The following is a 21189-nucleotide window of genomic DNA, read 5'->3' on the forward strand; positions in this document are numbered from 1 at the left end:
CTTCTTTGAAGGGCGAATGTATGACTAAAATTAGGAGTGAAGGATAATGGCAACAGTAAAAGCAAGTATGGCAGGTACAGTGTGGAAAATCGTCGTAACAGAAGGAGAGAAAGTGACGGCAGGCCAAGATGTAGCTATTTTAGAATCGATGAAAATGGAAATTCCGATTGCAGCAGAAGAGGATGGCGTGGTAACGAAGATCATTGCCAATGAGGGAGACTTCATTAACGTTGATGATGATATTTTAGAAATTGAATAAGAGGAGGCTTCTTTAATGCAGCTACCTAAGCATGTCATGATCAAAGAAGTTGGTCCCCGTGACGGTTTACAAAACGAAAAAACGCATATTACAACTGTTGATAAAATACAATTAGTGAATTTATTGAGCCAAACAGGACTAACTTACATTGAAGTGACTTCATTTGTTCATCCGAAATGGATACCTCAATTGGCAGATGCTGTTGAGGTTCTTCAAGCTATTAAACGGCAGAAGGATATTACTTATGCAGCGCTTGTACCTAATATGCGTGGCTTAGAACGTGCATTACAGGCTGAAGTAGACGAAGTAAGTATTTTTATGTCTGCTAGTGAAAGTCATAATCAAAGCAATATTAATAAAACCATTGACGATACATTTCCTATATTAGAGGAAGTAGTAATAGGGGCTAAGGCTGCAAAGAAAAAAGTTCGAGGGTATATCTCAACGGTTATTGGCTGTCCATATGAGGGGTATATACATCCTGACAAAGTACTACGTGTAACAGATAAATTATTGGAAATGGGTGTGGCTGAAATATCGCTTGGTGACACAATTGGTGTTGGCGTGCCAACGCAGGTTGAGTATCTTTTAGAGGCGTTATTAAAAAGATACGATGCTGAAAATTTTGCCATGCATTTTCATGACACACGTGGGACAGCACTAGCCAATATTATGAAATCCTTAGAGATGGGTATGACCAAGTTTGATAGTGCGCTTGGCGGATTAGGGGGCTGTCCATATGCTAAAGGAGCTTCAGGGAATGTAGCTACAGAGGATTTATTATATTTATTCGATGAGATGGGCATTGAAACAGGAATAGATCGACAGAAAGTGCTAGAGGCAGCACTCTTTATTGAAGAGAAATTAGGCAAAGCGGTTGCATCGAAGCAAATGGCTATTGTCCGTAATGAAAGGAGTGCAAACCAACGATGACACAACTTGTTCGTTTGGAATTACTAGAGGGCAGCATTGGACTGATTACCCTAACAAGATCAGAAGCTGCAAATGCTATGTCTGTTCAGTTACTTCGTGAGCTGTCCGACATGCTCGATCAAATCAATGGAGATCCAGCAGTGCGTGTTGTCCTACTGACAGGTGCAGGAGAAAAGGCATTTTGTGCAGGAGCAGATTTAAAAGAACGTAAAGGAATGGCTGATCGACAAGTGAAGCGAATCGTACAGTTGATTGGTGCGACTGTGGCAAAAGTTGAGACACTTGCTCAGCCTGTCATTGCTGTACTAAATGGGGTGGCATTTGGCGGTGGATTGGAGCTGGCATTAGCTTGTGATCTACGTATTGCCGCTACACATGCAAAGCTTGGTTTAACAGAAACATCACTCGGTATTATCCCAGGTGCTGGAGGAACACAACGACTTCCACGACTAATTGGCCTTGGCAAAGCAAAGGAATTAATTTATACAGCACGTAGGTTGAGTGCGGCGGAAGCCAAAGATTATGGCATTGTTGAGTATGTTTATGAGGAACATGAGGTAATGGAAAAGGCACAACAACTTGCGCTAGAAATGGCAAAAAATGCACCACTCTCTCTAGTGCAAGCTAAAGTCGCAATCAATCAGGGTGTTGAGGTAGATTTAGCTACCGGGTTAAAAATTGAATCACTAGCATATAGTGCACTGATCCCAACAGAAGACCGATTAGAGGGCTTGTTAGCATTCCAAGAGAAGCGAGCGCCACAATATTCAGGGAAATAAAGCGCTAAAAATGATTTTGGTGTAATTGATTGGGCAAAGGGAGGAAATAAACATGAGCAATATCTCGACAGAAAATACGCCACCTACAATGAAGGACAAAATTTTAACAGGTGGTTTACCAAAATATCATGATAAAAATGCACAACAAGGCAAGCTATTTGTACGTGAACGTCTTGAACTATTACTAGATGATGGTCTTCAATCAGAGGATGGCCTCTATGCAAACTGTTTAGCAGGGGATTTACCAGCTGATGGTGTTGTCACAGGTATAGGTAAAATTCATGGTCGCACGGTATGTGTGCTAGCTAATGATTCTACTATTAAAGCGGGCTCTTGGGGAAAACGCACAGTTGAAAAAATGATTCGTATTCAGGAAACAGCTGAAAAGCTGAATTGCCCATTACTATATTTAGTCGATTCAGCAGGTGCGCGTATTACAGATCAGTTAGAAATGTTCCCAGGACGCAGAGGAGCAGGACGTATTTTCTACAACCAAGTCAAGCTGTCAGGGAAAGTTCCGCAAATTTGCTTATTATTTGGTCCTTCCGCAGCAGGTGGTGCTTATATACCTGCATTTTGCGATATCGTTGTCATGGTAGAAGGAAATGCTTCTATGTATTTAGGATCACCTCGGATGGCGGAAATGGTTATTGGGGAGAAAGTAGATTTAGAGACAATGGGTGGCGCAAAAATGCACTGTTCTGTATCAGGCTGTGGAGATGTGCTTGTCAAAACAGAACAGGAGGCTATTACGTATGCTCGTAAATATTTAGGTTACTTCCCGAATAACTATGCTGAGCGCAGTAAGATAGAGGCACCTAAACCACCTGCTTCATTTGATAAATCTATTGAAGAATTAATTCCACAAAACCAAAATGTTCCTTTTGATATGTATAAATTAATTGAACGTATTATCGATGAAGATTCATTTTGTGAAATCAAAAAATTATTTGCACCAGAATTAATTACAGGTCTTGCACGTATTAATGGGCAATCCGTTGGGATCATCGCTAACCAACCTCGTGTCAAGGGAGGCGTGCTATTCCACGATTCTGCTGATAAAGCAGCGAAGTTCATTTCACTTTGTGATGCATTCAATATTCCGCTGTTATTCTTAGCAGACGTTCCTGGCTTTATGATTGGTACTCAGGTAGAAAAAGCAGGAATCATCCGTCATGGTGCGAAAATGATTTTTGCCATGAGTGAGGCAACTGTTCCTAAGCTAACGGTCATTGTGCGTAAAGCGTATGGTGCAGGTCTATATGCCATGGCAGGACCTGCCTTTGAACCAGATTGCTGTATTGCTTTGTCAAATGCACAAATTGCCGTAATGGGACCAGAGGCTGCTGTGAATGCTGTTTATGCCAATAAAATTGCAGAGCTTCCAAAAGAAGAGCAAGCAAGCTTCATTGCTGAGAAACGTAAAGAATACCAAGAGGAAATTGACGTGTATCGATTAGCATCAGAGCTAATCATCGATGATGTCATTGAGCCGAATGAGTTACGCAAGGTGTTAGAAAATCGCTTAGAGCTTTATATGTCCAAATACTTATTATTCTCACAACGTAAGCATGGGGTAAACCCAGTATAAACATACTTATTGAAAGGCTGTCTCTGCTGTTAAGAGGCAGCTTTTTTTGAATGATTAATTTTTTCAGCTACTTGCATGCCATAGAGCAGCATATTAAAATATGGGAAGGAATAAAGGGAAGTGGGTGTTAAGCTTGTCTAAAAACAACATAACGGATGTTCACGGTAATGCCAAGCTCCCATTACCGTATCGAGATGTCATTGATACATATTATTTGCCCCTCAAGGTCATGGGGTGGATCTTATTTAGCATCTATTCATTTATAGCTTTTTATAAATTGGTCATTGATCGCTTAGTAAATGTAGTAGTTGTTTTATTGCAAGGCGATTATTCTATCGGCGACTTAGGTTTGTTTGATTATAGTAGTTGGCGACTAACTACTAATTTTGTTCCCTTTGAAACGATTCTCCGCTATATAAACTACTCTCAATATTTTAATTGGGATATCATAATCGTTAACCTTCTTGGCAACTTATTAATTTTTACGCCAATGGGTTTTTTATTGCCATTATTGTCGAAAAAATTTCGCAAAGCATGGGTCATTATTTGTTTGGGCTTTTTTGCTAGTCTTGCTGTAGAAACCATTCAATTCATTTTTACAGTGGGTTCTGCGGATATTGATGATTTAATTTTGAATACGATTGGCGCATGGCTTGGCTATATAGCTTATAAAGGGATCTTAATTAGACCTAAAAAATGAGAAAGCAGTCCTGTTTTAAGGGCTGTTTTTTGCGTTAATAAAAATTTTGTTTAAAGAATGCTTACTGTAAAATGAATGTATGGATTATACGCTTAAAAATAGAGTCTTTATACCTAGCACTAAAAATAATTAGTATCTCTTTAGGTGGTTAGTATTAATTTTTGCTTGAATTTAATAGTGAAAATTCCGATAATGAGTGTACAGAAACTGTTCAGACGGTATAGATATAGTGAAAGAAGATATTTTCATATCTAGTATCTTATTAGCATATGAAGATAGAAGGGCGAGGTGAAAACTATGAAAATATCAAATTTAAGGGAGCAAGAGAGACTTTCATCGCAATATAATCGTAAAAAAATCTTGCAACGAAAAGAAGCCGGAGAAGCTTATCGCAAAAATGCGATGTATTTCCAGCCAAAGAAAAACCCAGCATTGCTTGAACTTGAAAATCTACTGTTAGGGCGTACCGATCAAGACTTATTTGAGCAGCAACAAGAAAAGTCAAAAGAAGTTACTCCTCAACAGCAAGCCATAATGGAAGACTTGCGACAAACAGAAAAGAATGTACGTGCTCATGAGCGATCCTATAAAGAAGGTACTAGTGATAGCGCAGAATCTTCTACTGTCGTCAATCCAGAGCAAAATGACACATTGCAAATTTTAGAGCAGGTGCGACATGCCGCATTAGCATCGACAGAGCCTTCTCCTCAAGATTTACAGGTGGCACAAAGCGTGAATGCGCAAATACAACATATATTAAACGATTCGTATACTGAAGAGGGCAAAATAGGTGAAGAAGAACCATCCTTTGTACGTGACATCATGGAAGTGAAGGTTCCTGAACGTTTCTCGAAGGAATTGAAATTGGATCCATTTGCAGATACAATTTTCGGTAAGAACTATGAGACTGCATTTAAATTAAGAACATTCCATCAGGTATCGGAAAAATATGCGGCTCATGTTCAAATGACGAAAAATGGCTATCGTCCAGACACGGACTCTATGTTCTCTTTGATAGCCTGATGCTGTAGATAGGAGATTATTGACATGGCAAAGGCAAAGCATGCGAAAACAAATGCAATTCGATTATTAGAACAACAAAAAATCCATTTTGATGTGATTGAATATGAAACGGGAGACGGTCAAGTTGATGGTGTCTCTGTTGCAGAAAAAATTGGTCACCCTGTCACGCGTGTGTTTAAAACATTGGTAGCAAAGGCAAGCGCACAAAAGCTATTTGTATTTATCATTCCAGTGGCAGAGGAGCTGGATTTAAAAGCTGCCGCAAAGGTAGTAGGGGAAAAGAAAATCGAAATGCTAGCGGTAAAGGATTTACTTGGTTATACCGGTTATGTACGTGGCGGATGTTCACCAGTGGGGATGAAGAAGTTATATCCAACAGTAATAGATGAATCTGCCCTAGGGCAAGATAGTATTATTGTGAGTGCGGGGAAAATAGGTATGCAAATCCATGTTCAGCTAGACGACTTGAAAAATATGACAAAGGCACAGCTTGCCCCTATTACAACTACCCATGTGTGAGAGAATGGGTAGTTTCTTTATGTATAATGGACAATCAAGTACAAGCGCAGTCTCTCAATTTTTTATAGAAAATGTGATACAGTTAGAGCAATATCATGCATAGAGAGAGGGATAGGAAATGCGTAAGATAATGGGGTGGCGTTGGACATTTTTTATTAGTGGCCTAATTGTGATGTCACTTGGCATCACGATGTCGATAAAGGGGAAAATTGTTGGCACAAGCCCTTGGGATGTCTTGCATGTTGGGTTATTTCAAAATTTTGGGTTAAGTATTGGGACATGGTCTATTATAACAGGGCTCTTTATAGTTGCTTCAACATCGATTGTGTTACGTGAATGGCCAAAGATAGGCACTTGGCTGAACATGCTGCTCATCGGCTCCTTCATTGATGTATTTAATTTGGTGCTGCCATCTACTGATGTTTATGGCTTGCAGATTACATATTTTATCATTGGTTTATTTGTTTTAAGTTTTGGCTGTGGGATGTATATTGCACCGAATATGGGTGCAGGTCCACGAGATACTTTAATGATGATACTTGTTGAAAAGTTTGGTGGCTCGATTAAAACAGCCAGAATGGGCATCGAAGTTCTGGTGACCATTGTTGGCTGGCTTTTAGGAGGACCAGTTGGCGTAGGGACGGTATTAATCGCTCTAACCTCAGGCTATATTGTGCAATATTCATTACCGTATTGTCGTAAAATATTAATGAAATGTATTGGGCATATAGAAGGAATGAAGCCATTCTATTAAACGATGAAGCTACTTAGATCTGTAAAAGATAGAAGTAGCTTTTCATCTTTTTTAGCGTTCTTTCATATAATGCAGGGCAGAAGCTAAAGGAGGAACGACATTTGAATGGAAATGTAACGTATTATTTTGGACACGCATTGACTGGGCAAGGTGTGAAACATTTATATAAAGAGATGATAGAAGAGGCGGAGCTTGTTTACTTTTTGCAAGGTGCTCCCACATTTAAAGGATCAGAGCTGTTAAAAGAGCTAGGGTATTTTTATGTGAAGCAGGGCTTTGCAGTCGAATGGTTTAAGCATGCTTTATTAGAGGAAGTAGTTGAGGCCGTTTATGTAAAGGGCTGTAACAGACTTTTTGTATGGGCCTCTGAATGGAATATCGAGCCAACTTTACTCGGTACAAAGCATCGCGTCATGTCCTTTTATGATTGTTTAGAGGAAGTACAGCTTGAAAAGGTTGGGGAGCAGCTTGCTGAGGCGATGCAGGAGCGTGCAACTTGGCGTGAAAAATGTATTGCAAAGCTGGATCAGGCAATCAAGCTTCATGATGACTGGGAGATTATCACGCAAAGCTGTATGAACTGGCAGGCATTAAATGAACAAGTGGAAAATTTAAAGACAGAAGTGTTCCAGTCAATTGTTTTAAATAAAACGGGTATACGGACACATCGTTTACTTGGAACACTAACGCCTAGAGGTGCGGAAAATACCGTTGAAAGTATTACAAAAAGTATAACGACTCGCTTCATGATTAAAGGTAAGCCTGGTACAGGTAAGTCTTCATTAATGAAGGGTTTAGCGGATGAGGCAAATGCAAGAGGTCTTGATGCACAAATTATATGGTGTGGTTTAGATGCAGGTTCAGTGGATATGGTCATTATTCCAGAGCTTAATTTCTGTATCTTTGATAGCACAGAGCCCCATGTCTTTGATCCACAGGATGGTAGATTAGGGGACAAAATTTTTGATATTGGGCAACATTGTGCACTTTCAGAGGAGGCAGAAACAGCAATTGAGGCAGTTCGAGCACACTACAAAGAAGCTATCCAGGATGCAATGGGTCATTCGAAGCGTTATGCTGAAGCCGAATATACAATCCGCCGTCTAGTGGATAATTGTCTATCCGCATCCTTATGGCGTGAAAAAACAGCGCCATTATTCGAAAGATTAACAAAGTAATGTAGCTAATGGCTTGCATGTGCTAAACTAGGAGCTAGAACAGTTTTCCTAGGAAAGGATGATACGCTTGTCAAAAGTATTGAATGCATTTTTAGATGAAAACCTACAAGCCTTACATGAACAAGGCTTATACAATGAAATTGATCCAGTAGAGGGAGCTAATGGCCCGATTATTCAAGTCCGTGGCAAAAATCTTGTTAACTTATCCTCTAACAACTATCTTGGCTTAGCAACAAATGAAGAATTAAAGCGTATTGCCAAAGAGACAATTGATAAATACGGTGTTGGTGCAGGTGCTGTTCGTACAATCAACGGGACACTTGATTTGCACGTTAAATTAGAAGAAAAGCTTGCTGAATTTAAAGGAACAGAAGCGGCTATTTCTTATCAATCTGGCTTTAATTGTAATATGGCAGCCATTTCAGCTGTGATGGATAAAAATGATGCGATTCTATCTGATCAATTAAACCATGCCTCTATTATTGATGGTTGTCGTTTATCAAAGGCGAAAATCATTGCGTTTAATCACTCCGATATGGATGATCTACGTGCTAAGGCAAAAGCAGCTAAAGAATCAGGATTATACAATAAAATCATGGTCATAACAGATGGTGTATTCTCAATGGATGGTGATATTGCTAAATTACCTGAGATTGTGGAAATTGCTAAAGAGTTTGATTTAATTACGTATGTCGATGATGCACATGGTTCAGGTGTAACAGGTAAAGGCAAAGGAACTGTGAAGCATTTTGGATTAGAAAAAGAAATTGACTTCCAAATTGGTACACTATCAAAAGCTATTGGTGTTGTGGGTGGCTATGTAGCAGGTAAGAAAAATTTAATTGATTGGCTGAAAGTTCGCTCTCGTCCATTCCTATTCTCAACAGCTCTACCACCTGGTGATGTAGCAGCCATTACAGCAGCTGTACAAATGCTGATTGATTCAACAGAGCTGCACGATAAGCTTTGGGATAATGGCAACTATTTAAAAGCTGGACTGGAGAAGCTTGGCTTTAATATCGGTGCATCTGAAACACCGATTACGCCTTGTATCATTGGGGATGAAAAGCTGACACAGGAATTTTCAAAACGTCTTTTTGAAGAAGGCGTTTATGCAAAATCAATTGTTTTCCCAACTGTGCCAAAAGGTACAGGACGTGTTCGTAATATGCCAACAGCGGCACATACAAAAGAAATGCTGGATGATGCGATTGCGATTTACGAAAAAGTTGGTCGTGAATTAGGCGTTATTCAATAAGAAAAAGGCTTCCTCATGGATGGGGAAGCCTTTTTGTGTGATAGAAAGTTGAAAGTGGTGGATAAAAGTGAAAAAATAGTCGATAGCAGCTCATAACTGATCGATAGCCACCTGAAAGTAGTCGATAGCTTTATTTCGAACCTATAATTTTGGCTGTTCTTAATTGCTGAATGTCTTCAGCGGAGATATTCAAAGCCTGTAAAATCTCCTCATTATGTTGTCCTAAAGTAGGTGCTGCACTTGTTAGGTGACCTGGTGTTTGTGAGAACTTGGCTGGGAAGCCTAATGTACGCATCGGTCCTGCAGTTGGGTGCTCATAGGACAAGACCATGCCACGCTCTAGAATATGTGGATCATTTAATGTTTGATCGTAGGAATAGATTGGGCTAGAGGGTACGCCGTGTTCATCCAATAGCGCTAGCCAGTAAATAGCTTGATGCTTGATTAATTCGCTCTCAATTTCTGCCTCCAGTACTTTCACATGTTGGGCACGTGAATAGTTGGTAGCAAAGAGGGGATTGTCTAACCAATCAGGTCGGTTGATAACTTTTGTTGCAAAAATCTCCCATAGCTTTTGATTGCCAGCACCTATTAAAATATAGTCGTCCTGCGTTTTGAAACCTTGATAGGGTGCGGATACCCGATGTGCTGTTCCAGTCCGCTCCGGTAGTTCGCCATGTCCAAAGTAAGCAGCGGCCTCCCATACAGTCCATGCTAGACCTGATTCCACTAAGGAAACATCAATATATTGCCCCTCGCCACTACGCAGCTTATAAATATAGGCCATTAAAATAGATTGTAATGCTGTTTGAGCAGCAGCAATATCATTCACGGCAAAGCCGACTTTTACAGGTCGACCATCCGCTTCACCCGTCATATGCATTAAGCCATTCAGACCCTGTGCCATAATATCATAGCCACCCTTTTGACTATACGGACCCGTTTGTCCATAGCCTGAAATAGAGCAATAAATAAGACCAGGATTGATAGCTTTTAATGTGTCATAATCAATACCAAGCTTTTTTGTGACACCTGGTCGATAGTTTTCCACAAGGACATCAACAGATTGGATAAGTTCTTTAAATAAAGCTAATCCCTCTGGCGTTTTTAAATTAATACAAACCCCTTTCTTATTGCGATTGACCATCATATACATATGGCTTTCTTCATTTATAAAAGGACCCATTGTACGGGTATCGTCTCCATTTGGATACTTCTCAATTTTGATAACCTCTGCACCCATATCTGCTAAGACCATCGTGCAATAAGGACCAGCTAGTACTTGCGATAAATCAACAACTCTTAATCCTTGTAATGCTTGTTTCATCTAACCTCAGTCCCATCATGTTTGACTAATGTGATGTTGCGTAATCCTTTGACAGAGGTCGCACCTGCTAAAGCGATGGAAACCTTTAATTCATCATAAAGATTGGTCATCACCTTTTCGACGCCCTGTTGTCCTTCAAGGGCTAGCCCATAGACGAAAGGGCGTCCGATTGCAACGGCATCCGCTCCTAAAGCAAGTGCTTTTAAAGCATCCATGCCACGATAGACACCACTATCTAAAATAATAGGAATTTGTCCATTCACAACTTTCGCAATAGCAGGAAGTGCATCAAGTGAACCAATAACACCATCTAATTGACGGCCACCGTGGTTTGATACAATAATGCCATCAATACCATTGTCGATAGCTAGCTTCGCATCTTCAGGATGTAAAATTCCCTTCAATAGTATAGGAAGGTTTGTACGCTTTTTTAATTCTCGAACATGCGCCCAATTAAGTGTTGGGTGGAAGACATTTTGCAAGACACCTTGTACGTAGGACTCGAATGAATCATCAGGTAAAGTGGCTGTAAAAACGGGATCATTCATATAATTGCCTCGTGCATAGCCTAGCTTCAATGGTGAAAATTGATTGCGGACATCTTCTTCACGCCAACCAAGCATTACTGTATCGACAGTTAAGACAATCGCTTCAAATCCGGCTGCCTCCGCTCGTGCCACCATACTAAAAGCGATTTCTTCATTAGTAGACCAATATAATTGAAACCATTTTGTTGCAGAAGGAGCAGCTTGAGCAACTTCTTCAAGTGCATAAGTGGAAACGGTGCTTTGAATATAGGGCATGTTTAAATGCTCGGCAGCACGTACTACAGCAAGCTCACCTTCATCATGAACCATTCCGTTCATGCCGACGGGAGCAAAGAGCAATGGAGTTGGGTATGTTTTACCAAACAAATTAATCGATGTTTGAACATTTGAAACATCCTTTAAAAAGCGAGGAACTATAGAATACTTTTCGAAAGCTGCACGATTATTGCGCAGTGTTTGTTCACCACCAGCACCTGAACGGATATAGCCAAAAGGTCCAGCTTCGATTTTTTCCGCTACGGCCTTTTCTAAATCTGCAAAGCAAATGGGGAAGGGGGCTTGTGCAGTAATATTTTTTAAGAGTAGATCACCATCAGTTATGTTTGTCATCGTTACTACCTCACTTATTTATTGAAAATAGGCTTTCTTTTGTTTAAGAAGGCTTGAATACCTTCGTTATAATCATCTGAACTAAATGAATTAAGAACGATCTGTGCCAGCTCATCGCTTTCTTCGTTTTCACCATCTACAATTGCTTGGATCATTTTTTTGATGCCTGCGTTTGCAATGGATGATTTACTTAATAGATGTTCAGCAAAATGCAGCGTGGCACTTTCAATATCCTCTGGCTCATGTAAGGCTGTGATTAAACCGATGTTTTTTCCATCTTGTGCTGTAAAAATGTTGGCTGTGTATAAAATCTCTTTCGCCTTGGCAACACCAACAAGATTGATGAGACGCTTTGTACTTTCAAGATTATAGACAATACCAATATTCGCCGCTGTGATGCCAAGCTTACTCTTTGGTGTCGCTATTCTAAAATCACATGCGTTGGCTAGTTCTAAGCCACCACCAATGGCTAAACCCTGAATCATAGCAATTGTCGGGTGAGGAAATTTATAGAGGGTATCAATCGCCTTTAGAGCCAAATCATTATAGGCTTTGGCATTGTCCGCGGCATAACGAATATCTAAAAACTCGCTAATATCGGCACCAGATGAAAAGGCTACTTCATTAACGCCACGGACAATTAAGAGCTTAATAGAAGAATCTACACGTAACTGCTCAAGTTGCTCTACTATGTTCTGAAACATCGCCTTTGATAAGGAATTCCGTTTATCAGGTCGGTTTAACACTAACGTTGCAATATAACCATTTTTCTCTACATAAATTTCAGTTGTCATTGTCATTCTCCTCTTAATCCTTTTTCAATTTCGCAGCGAAGCGGTTGCCGATGGATTGAATGCTTTGCACAAGAATGATTAAGATAAAGACAGTTGCATACATAACATCGACCTCATAGCGTAAATGACCATAACGATAGGCGAGGTCACCCAAACCTCCAGCACCAACCATTCCTGCCATAGCCGTAGCACCGATTAAACCAATTGTGGCAATTGTTAAGCCTAAAATAATAGATGGACGAGCTTCACGTAATAGCACATGCCAAATAATATGGCGACGTTTAATACCCATGGCTGTGTAGGCTTCTACCACTCCCGAATCCACCTCTAATAGCGCAGATTCCATCAGTCGAGCAATATAAGGAGCTGTATAGACAACTAGCGGAACGATAACACCTTTAACCCCAATTGTTGTGCCGACGATCAGCTTAGTAAAAGGTAGAATGAAGAATAATAAAATGATGAATGGGACAGAACGTATAATATTGATGACTAAATTAAAAAATTGATATAAAAATTTATTGTCAAAGGATTGACCTGGTCGTGTTAATACGATTAATAGCCCCAATGGAATCCCAATGAGAATGGAAAACAATAAAGAAATTCCGACCATTTGAAATGTTTCGATAATTGATTTGCCAATTACATCTGACCAATCTGTAAAAAAGCTTTGAATACTACTCATTGAATTCGCCTCCTAATTCTTCCACCGCGACGCCATTTTCCGTAAAATATGTGAGTGCCTTTTGGACAATGTGAAGTTCTCCATGTAAATGCACCACAATGTTACCAACAATGCCGTTTTTTAATTCAATAATATTTGCCGTTAAAATATTTGGTTGTACATCATACACTTTCGTAACTTCTGCTAGTAATGGCTTACCAGTACTTTCACCTAGGAAGGTTAAACGAATGACACTGCCTGAAACATTTAACTGCTCGATCAGGGAAGGGGATAAATTACGTTGTGAAATCGTATTTAAAAACTTTCTCGTTGTAGGATGCTTCGGTTTAGCAAAAAGTTCAATAGCCGTACCAAATTCCACCACTTTTCCGGACTCAAGAACAGAAACCTCATCACATATTTTCTGAATGACATTCATCTCATGTGTAATCAGCAGGATCGTAATGCCTAATTCACGGTTAATTTTTAACAACAATTCAAGAATGGCTTCGGTTGTTTCAGGGTCGAGTGCACTTGTTGCTTCGTCACTAAGTAAAACCTCTGGCTCCTGTGCCAAGGCACGTGCAATAGCAACACGTTGCTTTTGCCCACCTGAAAGTTGGTTAGGGTAGCTGCCTAGTTTGTCTGTTAATCCAACAATTTCAGCATATTTAGTCACACGGTTTTTTACCTCTTTCTCGTTATAGCCAAGTAGCTTTAAAGGAACAGCAATATTATGGTAAACGGTTGCCGTTTTTAATAGATTAAAATGTTGGAAAATCATCCCGATTTTTTGGCGTGTTTGCCGTAATTCATGAAGAGAAAGGGCAGTAATGTCCACATTGTCGATTAACACTTTTCCAGCTGTAGGTCGCTCTAGTAGATTGACGCAACGAATGAGTGTACTTTTACCTGCACCACTATAGCCAATCACACCATGAATTTGTCCTTTTTTTACATGGAGATTGATTCCATCTACAGCCTTAATGATGTCTTTTTTCGTCTTATATTCTTTTGAGATATTTTGTAATTGAATCATCCGATTGATTGCTCCTTTCTCAAGCTCCTAAAAAGCAAGAATCTGCTCGTTTTCCATAGAGGAATTTCGGCAGATTCTTCAGCTACTAGAAGCTTCCTGAATGTATTACCAGCTAGGGATTACTGAACCTTTGAATTCTTCTTCAATGAATTGACGTACTTCATCAGATTGGTAAGCCTCAACGAACTTTTTAATTGTTGGGTCATTTTCATTTTCTGCACGTACCACAATATAGTTCACATATGGAGAGTCAGTAGATTCTAAAAGAATAGCGTCATCTTTAGGATTAATGCCAGCTTCCAATGCGAAGTTTGTATTAATAGCTGCTACATCTACTTCACTAAGCTGCTTAGGAATTTGAGCTGCCTCTAATTCGATGAATTTTAAATTCTTTTTGTTTTCTTCTACATCACGGATAGAGGCTGTTAAATCTGCCCCATCTTTTAATTTTATATAGCCTGCTTCTTGTAAAACAAAGAGGGCACGAGCACCATTTGTTGGATCATTTGGTAAACCAAACGTTGCACCATCTGGAATGTCCTCAAAGGATTTATATTTTTCAGAGTAAATACCCATTGGATTTAAAATCGTTTTGCCTACTGTTACTAAATCTGTATCATGATCTTTATTAAACGTATCGAGGAAAGGCTCGTGTTGATAGCTATTCGCATCAAGATCACCTTCAGATAAAGATGTATTAGGTAAAACATAATCAGAAAATGATTTAAGCTCTACTTCTAGCCCATTTTCTTTGGCTACTTTCGCTGCAACTTCTGCGATTTGTTCGTGTGGACCAGATGTGACACCTACGACGATTTTATTTTCATTAATTGCTTCAGCTTGACCTTTACTCTCTTCTTTAGAGCCACAACCTGCTAGAGCTGCTGCTAATGTAAGACTTGCTAAACCTACTAAAAATTTATTTTTCTTTTTCATGAAAACTACCTCCAAGATTGTTTTTATCGGTTTTTGAAAATAAAAAAACTCTCTTACAAACTAAGAGAGGCTCATGAAAAAATGTCCTCTCTTATCTATCAAACGATAATCGTTTGCAGGATTTAGCACCTTCCTTCTAAAAGGAGGTTGCCGAGCTTCATAGGGCCAGTCCCTCAGCTACTCTTGATAAGAGATTTATCATATTTTTTTGTAATTCCGATAGAACTAATATAATTTATAGGTTATAGTAAGTCAATAAATATTTTTTAAATTTTTTATATTATTATAATATTTCGTCATGAAAGAGGGATAGCAATGTCTGTAAGAGTTAATTATGGTATAGGTTCATTTGGCAAGGTTGTGAGTGCTCGATTGCTAATGGGTACAGACATTATTGAAGGAATGGAGGCACTTTGTGAGGAGAACCATATTGAGTCAGCAACAATTGTTAGCTGTATAGGTAGCCTTCAAAAGAGTAGCTTTGTTTATTTAGTACCTGATGAAACATCTCAGATTAACGTAAGTTTTAGCGATGTCATAAAAAAAGAGGGGCCACTCGAATTGATCCAAGGCTCTGGCGTAGTATGTAAGCGTGATGGGGGATATGAAACACATTTCCATGGTTCTATGAGTGATCAATGGGGCGTCGTGTCAGGGGGGCATTTAATGAAGAGCGGGAACCCTGTTATTACGGCTGACATAGTGCTAGCTGAGGTTCAAGGCATCCAGCACTTTCGAAAATTTGATGAAGAAACAGGCCATGTTCAATTTTATCCATTAGAACACGGTTTACAGCAGCCAAGGAAAATTGAAAAATAGCGAAAATGATACTAACTTTTTCTTTTCACTGAGTTGCATGTTCCTTCCTGAATTAAAAAATGTTAGACCGAGCTTATAATCGGTCTAACATTTTTACTTTTGTCCCAGCCTCATTGCATGGTTAAGGGTTGAATAATTGTAATTGTTCGATTCTATGGATTGCTTCACGTAAGCGTTCCTCGCTAACAAGTAAACCAACACGGATATAGCCTTCGCCATATTGGCCGAAGCCATTGCCTGCTGCTACAGCGATATCAGCCTTTTCCAATAATAAATCGGCAAACTGCTCGCTAGTATAGCCGAATGGTACAGGGAGCCATGCGAAGAAGGAGCCTTTTGGAGCCGTTACATGCCAACCAATTCTTTGAGCTTCTTCAATGAGTACATTGCGGCGACCTTCATAGGTAGCTCGCAGTTCATCCACACATTCTTGGGAAACTGTAAGTGCCGCTGCTGCTGCTTGTTGAATAGCAGGGAATTGACTACAAAACAGATGATCCTGAATTAGATTAATGGCAGCAATAATGTCGGCATTACCGACAGCGAAGCCTATACGCCAGCCTGCCATATTATAAGTTTTGGAGAGTGTGTACATTTCAATTCCTACTTCTTTTGCACCCTCAGCTTGTAGGAAGCTAATAGGTTTATTACCGTCAAATCCTATTGCCCCATAAGCAAAATCATGTGATACGATAATATTGTGTTCCTTCGCAAAGCGAACGGTCTCTTCAAAAAATGCAAGTGTTGCTGTACCACCTGTAGGGTTGTTCGGGTAATTTAGGTAAAGTAGCTTCGCCTTCTCTTTCACTTCATCAGGTAATGCATGATAATTAGGTAAGAAATCATTTGCAGCTAAAAGTGGCATCACTTCAAAATGGACATCACCTAATACGACACCTGATAAGTAATCTGGATAGCCAGGGTCTGGTAAGAGCATTGTATCACCTGGATTTAATACGGCTAAAGGTAGCTCAACGAGTCCAATTTTTGTCCCGCCAAGAATCGCTACCTCTGTGTCAGGATTTAGATTCACATTATATTCACGTTTATAATAGTCGGCAGCTGCTTGGCGTAATTCAGCGATACCGCGAAATGGTGAATATTTGTGATTTTGTGGATTTTCAGCCGCCTCCTGTAATGCTTGAATGATATGAGGGGGCGTTGGTTGATCGGGATTTCCTTGACCAAGATTAATGACATCGCGACCTTCTTCTAAGGCATTATTTACTTTTTGAACTAACGCTGCAAAAAATTGAGTGGGTAGTTGCTGTAGTTTTTTAGAGAATTCCATGCATGATCACCCTTTTCAGAATATAATAATTATTATTGAAGAATATGAAGCAAATAGTATTACTTTTTTTGTTAATTGTCTAGAGGAGGAATGGCTATGAAAATCGGTTGTATTCAATTAAATGTTGGCTTTGGCAAAGTAGAAGAAAATTTTGCACGAGCTGAGGACAAGATTCGAGAAGTGGCAAAAAAAGGAGCAGAAATTATTGTGCTGCCTGAAATGTGGAATACAGGCTATGCGTTAGAGAAGCTGCCTGAACTAGCGGATGTCGATGGTGAACGTACGAAATCCTTCTTGGCTGAATTAGCACAGGAACTTGGTGTACATATTGTAGGTGGTTCTGTTTCAACGAAGAAAGGCGACAAATTTTATAATACGATGTATACATTTGATCGCAATGGAGAACTTGTAGGGGAATATAGCAAAGCACATCTTTTCCGTTTAATGGATGAGCATCTCTACTTAGAAGCAGGGGATGAAATGAATCGATTTGCTCTAGGAGATATTGAAGCTGCTGGGGTCATTTGTTATGATATTCGTTTCCCAGAATGGTTACGTGCACACGCATTACAAGGAGCAAAGGTATTATTTGTACCAGCCCAGTGGCCAACACCAAGGATTGATCATTGGAAAACATTGCTGCAAGCTCGTGCGATTGAGAACCAATGTTTTGTAATAGCAGTTAATCGCATTTCAAAAAAGGTAGAAAACTTTAATGGCCAATCGATGATTATACAGCCTTGGGGAGAAGTACTTTGGATCGGTGCAGAGGATGAAGAAGTAGCGGTGATTGATGTAGATTTTTCTATTGTCGATGAAGTACGTGGAAGAATTCCAGTTTATGACGACCGTAGACCAGGACTATATCATGATGTTGTCGTGAAAGGCTAATAGAGGGGCACGCTCAAGAGGGAGTAATCTTTTGAGCGTGCCATCTTTTTTCTAGCCCTTATCCTCAATCAATGAATTTGCCAATAGCATAAATTCTAATGTAATGCGGTTATGTCCTTTCATGAAATTTTCACCTAGTAAACCTTCAAGCTTTCTTAAGCGGTGATAGAGTGTTTGACGAACAATAAATAATTGGTTGGCTGTTTGCTGCTTGGAGCCATTTGTTTGTAAATAAACCTGTAATGTTTCAAGAAGCTTGCTATTGTATTTTTTATCGTACTCAATAACGGGCTGTAAATAATCGTAAATCACTTCCTGTAAATTCACTTGCATTTGTAATTTATAGATTAAATGATATAAATGCAAATCATCATAAAAGAAAGAGGACGTTTGCACTTTGCGGCAAATATATAAAGTTTCTAAAGCAGTTTGATAGCTTTTAGGAATTTCTTCTACATCGCAAACAACCTTTCCAACGGCTATTTGAAAACCTTGTGCTTGCTGCTTTTTATAAAAGTCGGTATTGGGCAGTGTGGAAAAAATGCTATTCAATATGTCACGAATAGCTTTACTGTCTTTCGTATGAAGTAAAATAAAAATAATATAGCTTTTTCTTTCGAATAAAAATGGCATAAATCCATGTTGCTCAAAGAGATTTCGATAATAAAGCTTACTATAGACCATATCCTCCTGTGTCTTTGTCACTGTAGTAGGAGAGGATAAAATAAAGACAGCTCCACTAGATTGTGTATAGCCCGCGTAATGTGTAACGATAAATTTATAGATTTCTTCCTTAGATAATTTTTGATCAATCCAATCGACTAAAATTGTAGCATCCTCAATATTCTTTTTTTCCTCAATATAAAACTCTCGCATTAATAGCTGTGCCAGCGCCGTTGCTGTACGATCTAATATTAATAATTCAAACTCTGAAAATAGTCCATCCTCTCGATAGAGTGTTAAATTTGCATAATGCTGATCAAAGATAAAAATAGGCCCATGTTTAAATTGCTGAGCAGACTTGTTCAATGTTAATAGCTGCTGTCGTTTTTGGTGTGTCGTATTGGGGAAAAAGATAGGATTGCGTCCCTTAATGGAAAACATGATTTGTGTTTTTAATTCATTATACATATTTTGTAAAATATCTTCTGTGTTTTGTCCTAAGACAGCATTTTTGTTCAAAGCTTGTGCATAAGATTCTAGCGAAGAAATCATTAAATATTGCTGATTGATAATTTGGCTATGTAAATCCTGCGTAATACGAACAAAAGGAACTGCCTCATGAAAAACAATAATGGGAAACTGATGCCGGTTTGCCAGTGCTAGTATTGCTTTTGGAACGGTCTGAATATAAGAGCCATACTCAATACAAAGAGCAGCACAATTTTTTTGAATGATGGCTTCTACAAATGCGGTAAAATTAGCGATACTATGCTGGAGACTAATTCCTGTTGTTAATACTAACTCCTCACCAACTAAAAAATGATCAACCTGTACGATTTCAAGAACATGTACCCATTTGATAATCCTTGATAATCCTTCATGACCTGCCACAACCTCTGCCTTATGAAAATACTTATTTTCCAAAACATCTAGTACTTTAAGTTGAAACGGACTCAATTTAGCCCCTCCCTTAGTTGTATGCATTGTATATTTTTTTCTGTCTGATGATTTATATTTTCTTATAAATTCGTGGATATGGTATTTTAAGAATATTTAGTCTATTTTACATTATGTTTAAAACAAAAGTATATAATTTTACAGTTTGTCTATTACTTCAACGTTATGAAACATGTAAAATTTTTGTAAGCGATCAAGCAATCTACTAAAAGGGGTGACAGATATGGAGCAACAAACGCATTTACAAAGAGGGTTAAAGAAGCGGCATATGACGATGATTGCTATTGCAGGAGTAATCGGTGCTGGCCTATTTATGGGGAGTGGTTCAGTTATTAATTTAGCTGGTCCAGGAGCCATTTTATCGTATATATTTGCAGGAATTATCGTTATTTTAGTTATGCGTATGCTAGGCGAAATGGCAGCTGTTAATCCAACGAGTGGCTCATTTGCACATTATGCGCATGAAGCCATTGGCCCGTGGGCAGGTTTTATGATTGGATGGCTGTACTGGTTTTTCTGGGTCATTGCGATTGCACTAGAAGCAACAGCAGCGGCAGCCATTATTCAATATTGGTATGACGGGATGCCTTTATGGCTATTAAGTTTGTTACTAACCGTAGCACTTACTTTAACGAATGTTCTTTCTGTCAAAGCATTTGGTGAGTTTGAGTATTGGTTCTCTCTTATTAAGGTTGCAAGTATAGTGGTTTTCCTTGGTCTTGGTGCCTTCATTATTTTTGGCATCGCCCCAAACTTTAATGCTGTAGGTATGACCAATCTAGTCGGGCAAGGTGGTTTTTTACCTAATGGTTTTGGTGCTGTTCTAATGGGTGTCGTCATTGTTATTTTCTCCTTCATGGGAACAGAAATTGTGGCCATTGCTGCTGGTGAATCAGATGAACCATTAGCTGCTGTAACGAAAGCTACCAATTCCATTACTTGGCGGATTTTAATTTTCTATGTGGGCTCTATAGCGGTTGTAGTAACGCTATTGCCTTGGCATTCCTCCGATATTTTAACAAGTCCTTATGTAGCGGTACTCGATTATATTGGAATTCCTGCTGCCGCACAAATTATGAATTTTGTTGTGTTAACAGCGGTGCTATCGTGTTTAAATTCAGCACTTTATGCAACATCACGCATGGTATTTTCTTTAGCAGAAAAGGGAGAAGCGCCAAAAGCATTTTTAAAATTAAACAAAAAGGGTGCACCTGTCAATGCCATTTTAGCAGCAACATTTTTCTCGTATATTGCAGTTATTATGAATTATGTTTCACCAGATAAAGTTTTTATGTTTTTACTGAGCTCTTGTAGTGCGATTACTTTAATACTTTATTTAATCATTGCCTTTTCACAATTAAGAATGCGACGCAAGATTGAACAAGAAAATTTAGAGCTATTAAAGGTGAAGATGTGGTTTTTCCCTTATTTAACGTATTTCACAATACTCGCTACAACAGCTTTATTAATGGCGATGTTCTTTATAGAGTCTATGCGCTCACAAATTTTATTTACATGCGTTGTCGTCGCTATTGTGATGATTTTCTATGTACTTACTCAAAAGAAAAAAACGATTAAACAACCCGATGAATCAAGTTCTATTTTTAGCAAAGAAGAATTCGATTTTGAACAATAATACGATAAAGGAGTGGTCTAA

At 39.0% G+C, this 21189-nt stretch carries 21 protein-coding genes and 1 riboswitch; of the genes, 13 read left to right on the top strand and 8 right to left on the bottom strand.

Annotated features, from left to right (window positions below):
• Window positions 1-46: 46 nt before the first annotated feature.
• The 10 genes from MHI22_RS18745 (at window position 47) to MHI22_RS18790 (ending at window position 8994) form a co-directional block, all read left to right on the top strand.
• Window positions 47-259, top strand: a complete 213-nt coding sequence (locus MHI22_RS18745) for an acetyl-CoA carboxylase biotin carboxyl carrier protein subunit (protein ID WP_004225532.1) — start codon at window positions 47-49, stop codon at window positions 257-259.
• A gap of 15 nt (window positions 260-274) precedes the next feature.
• A complete protein-coding gene (locus MHI22_RS18750) occupies window positions 275-1192 on the top strand; it encodes a hydroxymethylglutaryl-CoA lyase (RefSeq protein ID WP_036117483.1) in 918 nt (305 codons plus the stop codon).
• The gene (locus MHI22_RS18755) at window positions 1189-1971 is read left to right on the top strand and encodes an enoyl-CoA hydratase (RefSeq protein WP_340812527.1); all 783 of its coding nucleotides are present in this window, start codon (window positions 1189-1191) and stop codon (window positions 1969-1971) included. The genes MHI22_RS18750 and MHI22_RS18755 overlap by 4 nt, the downstream gene beginning before the upstream one ends.
• Window positions 1972-2023: 52 nt before the next feature.
• Window positions 2024-3562 carry an acyl-CoA carboxylase subunit beta gene (locus tag MHI22_RS18760; protein WP_058843613.1) on the top strand — a complete coding sequence of 513 codons (1539 nt, stop codon included), beginning with the start codon at window positions 2024-2026 and terminating at the stop codon, window positions 3560-3562.
• Window positions 3563-3686: 124 nt separating this feature from the next.
• Window positions 3687-4262 carry a VanZ family protein gene (locus tag MHI22_RS18765; RefSeq protein WP_231744989.1) on the top strand — a complete coding sequence of 192 codons (576 nt, stop codon included), beginning with the start codon at window positions 3687-3689 and terminating at the stop codon, window positions 4260-4262.
• A gap of 297 nt (window positions 4263-4559) precedes the next feature.
• On the top strand, window positions 4560-5285 hold the full coding sequence (locus MHI22_RS18770) for a hypothetical protein (RefSeq protein ID WP_340812528.1): 726 nt from the start codon (window positions 4560-4562) through the stop codon (window positions 5283-5285).
• 24 nt (window positions 5286-5309) lie between these two features.
• Complete coding sequence (gene ybaK, locus MHI22_RS18775; RefSeq protein ID WP_141903935.1) at window positions 5310-5804, top strand: Cys-tRNA(Pro) deacylase; 495 nt, start codon at window positions 5310-5312, stop codon at window positions 5802-5804.
• A gap of 118 nt (window positions 5805-5922) precedes the next feature.
• Window positions 5923-6558: a YczE/YyaS/YitT family protein gene (locus MHI22_RS18780; RefSeq protein ID WP_036117471.1), complete on the top strand. Its 636-nt coding sequence runs from the start codon at window positions 5923-5925 to the stop codon at window positions 6556-6558.
• Between the two features lie 101 nt (window positions 6559-6659).
• Window positions 6660-7736: a nucleotide kinase gene (locus MHI22_RS18785; protein ID WP_036117469.1), complete on the top strand. Its 1077-nt coding sequence runs from the start codon at window positions 6660-6662 to the stop codon at window positions 7734-7736.
• 58 nt (window positions 7737-7794) lie between these two features.
• Complete coding sequence (locus tag MHI22_RS18790; RefSeq protein ID WP_170829839.1) at window positions 7795-8994, top strand: glycine C-acetyltransferase; 1200 nt, start codon at window positions 7795-7797, stop codon at window positions 8992-8994.
• Between the two features lie 130 nt (window positions 8995-9124).
• On the opposite strand, the gene MHI22_RS18795 is transcribed toward MHI22_RS18790, so the two are convergent.
• From MHI22_RS18795 to MHI22_RS18820, 6 genes are all read right to left on the bottom strand, one after another.
• The gene (locus tag MHI22_RS18795; protein ID WP_058843615.1) at window positions 9125-10321 is read right to left on the bottom strand and encodes a CaiB/BaiF CoA transferase family protein; all 1197 of its coding nucleotides are present in this window, start codon (window positions 10319-10321) and stop codon (window positions 9125-9127) included.
• A complete protein-coding gene (locus MHI22_RS18800) occupies window positions 10318-11478 on the bottom strand; it encodes an alpha-hydroxy acid oxidase (RefSeq protein ID WP_058843616.1) in 1161 nt (386 codons plus the stop codon). The genes MHI22_RS18795 and MHI22_RS18800 overlap by 4 nt, the downstream gene beginning before the upstream one ends.
• Window positions 11479-11492: 14 nt before the next feature.
• Window positions 11493-12272, bottom strand: coding sequence for an enoyl-CoA hydratase/isomerase family protein (locus MHI22_RS18805; protein ID WP_051891566.1), 780 nt, complete (start codon window positions 12270-12272; stop codon window positions 11493-11495).
• Window positions 12273-12285: 13 nt separating this feature from the next.
• Window positions 12286-12957 (bottom strand): methionine ABC transporter permease, encoded by a 672-nt coding sequence (locus MHI22_RS18810; RefSeq protein ID WP_036117459.1) that lies wholly within the window; start codon window positions 12955-12957, stop codon window positions 12286-12288.
• Complete coding sequence (locus MHI22_RS18815) at window positions 12950-13975, bottom strand: methionine ABC transporter ATP-binding protein (RefSeq protein ID WP_340812529.1); 1026 nt, start codon at window positions 13973-13975, stop codon at window positions 12950-12952. Before MHI22_RS18815 ends, MHI22_RS18810 begins: the two co-directional genes overlap by 8 nt.
• A gap of 105 nt (window positions 13976-14080) precedes the next feature.
• Window positions 14081-14911 (bottom strand): MetQ/NlpA family ABC transporter substrate-binding protein, encoded by an 831-nt coding sequence (locus MHI22_RS18820; RefSeq protein WP_340812530.1) that lies wholly within the window; start codon window positions 14909-14911, stop codon window positions 14081-14083.
• 88 nt (window positions 14912-14999) lie between these two features.
• A riboswitch (SAM riboswitch) is annotated at window positions 15000-15104 on the bottom strand.
• A gap of 122 nt (window positions 15105-15226) precedes the next feature.
• Between MHI22_RS18820 and MHI22_RS18825 the strand changes: the two genes are divergently transcribed.
• Window positions 15227-15730, top strand: a complete 504-nt coding sequence (locus MHI22_RS18825) for a PPC domain-containing DNA-binding protein (protein ID WP_340812531.1) — start codon at window positions 15227-15229, stop codon at window positions 15728-15730.
• Window positions 15731-15851: 121 nt separating this feature from the next.
• Here MHI22_RS18825 and MHI22_RS18830 read toward each other — a convergent pair whose 3' ends face one another.
• A complete protein-coding gene (locus MHI22_RS18830) occupies window positions 15852-17021 on the bottom strand; it encodes a pyridoxal phosphate-dependent aminotransferase (protein WP_036117451.1) in 1170 nt (389 codons plus the stop codon).
• A 96-nt stretch (window positions 17022-17117) separates the two neighbouring features.
• On the opposite strand from MHI22_RS18830, the gene MHI22_RS18835 reads away from it, so the two are divergent.
• Window positions 17118-17912 carry a carbon-nitrogen family hydrolase gene (locus MHI22_RS18835; protein WP_036117447.1) on the top strand — a complete coding sequence of 265 codons (795 nt, stop codon included), beginning with the start codon at window positions 17118-17120 and terminating at the stop codon, window positions 17910-17912.
• Window positions 17913-17963: 51 nt separating this feature from the next.
• Here MHI22_RS18835 and MHI22_RS18840 read toward each other — a convergent pair whose 3' ends face one another.
• Window positions 17964-19532, bottom strand: a complete 1569-nt coding sequence (locus MHI22_RS18840; protein ID WP_340812532.1) for a PucR family transcriptional regulator — start codon at window positions 19530-19532, stop codon at window positions 17964-17966.
• A gap of 223 nt (window positions 19533-19755) precedes the next feature.
• Here MHI22_RS18840 and MHI22_RS18845 point away from each other — a divergent pair, with 223 nt between their 5' ends.
• Window positions 19756-21168, top strand: a complete 1413-nt coding sequence (locus tag MHI22_RS18845) for an amino acid permease (protein ID WP_058843621.1) — start codon at window positions 19756-19758, stop codon at window positions 21166-21168.
• Window positions 21169-21189: the final 21 nt, after the last annotated feature.

Origin of the sequence: Lysinibacillus sp. FSL L8-0312 (assembly GCF_038003285.1) — a bacterium.
Lineage (GTDB): Bacteria > Bacillota > Bacilli > Bacillales_A > Planococcaceae > Lysinibacillus > Lysinibacillus fusiformis_D.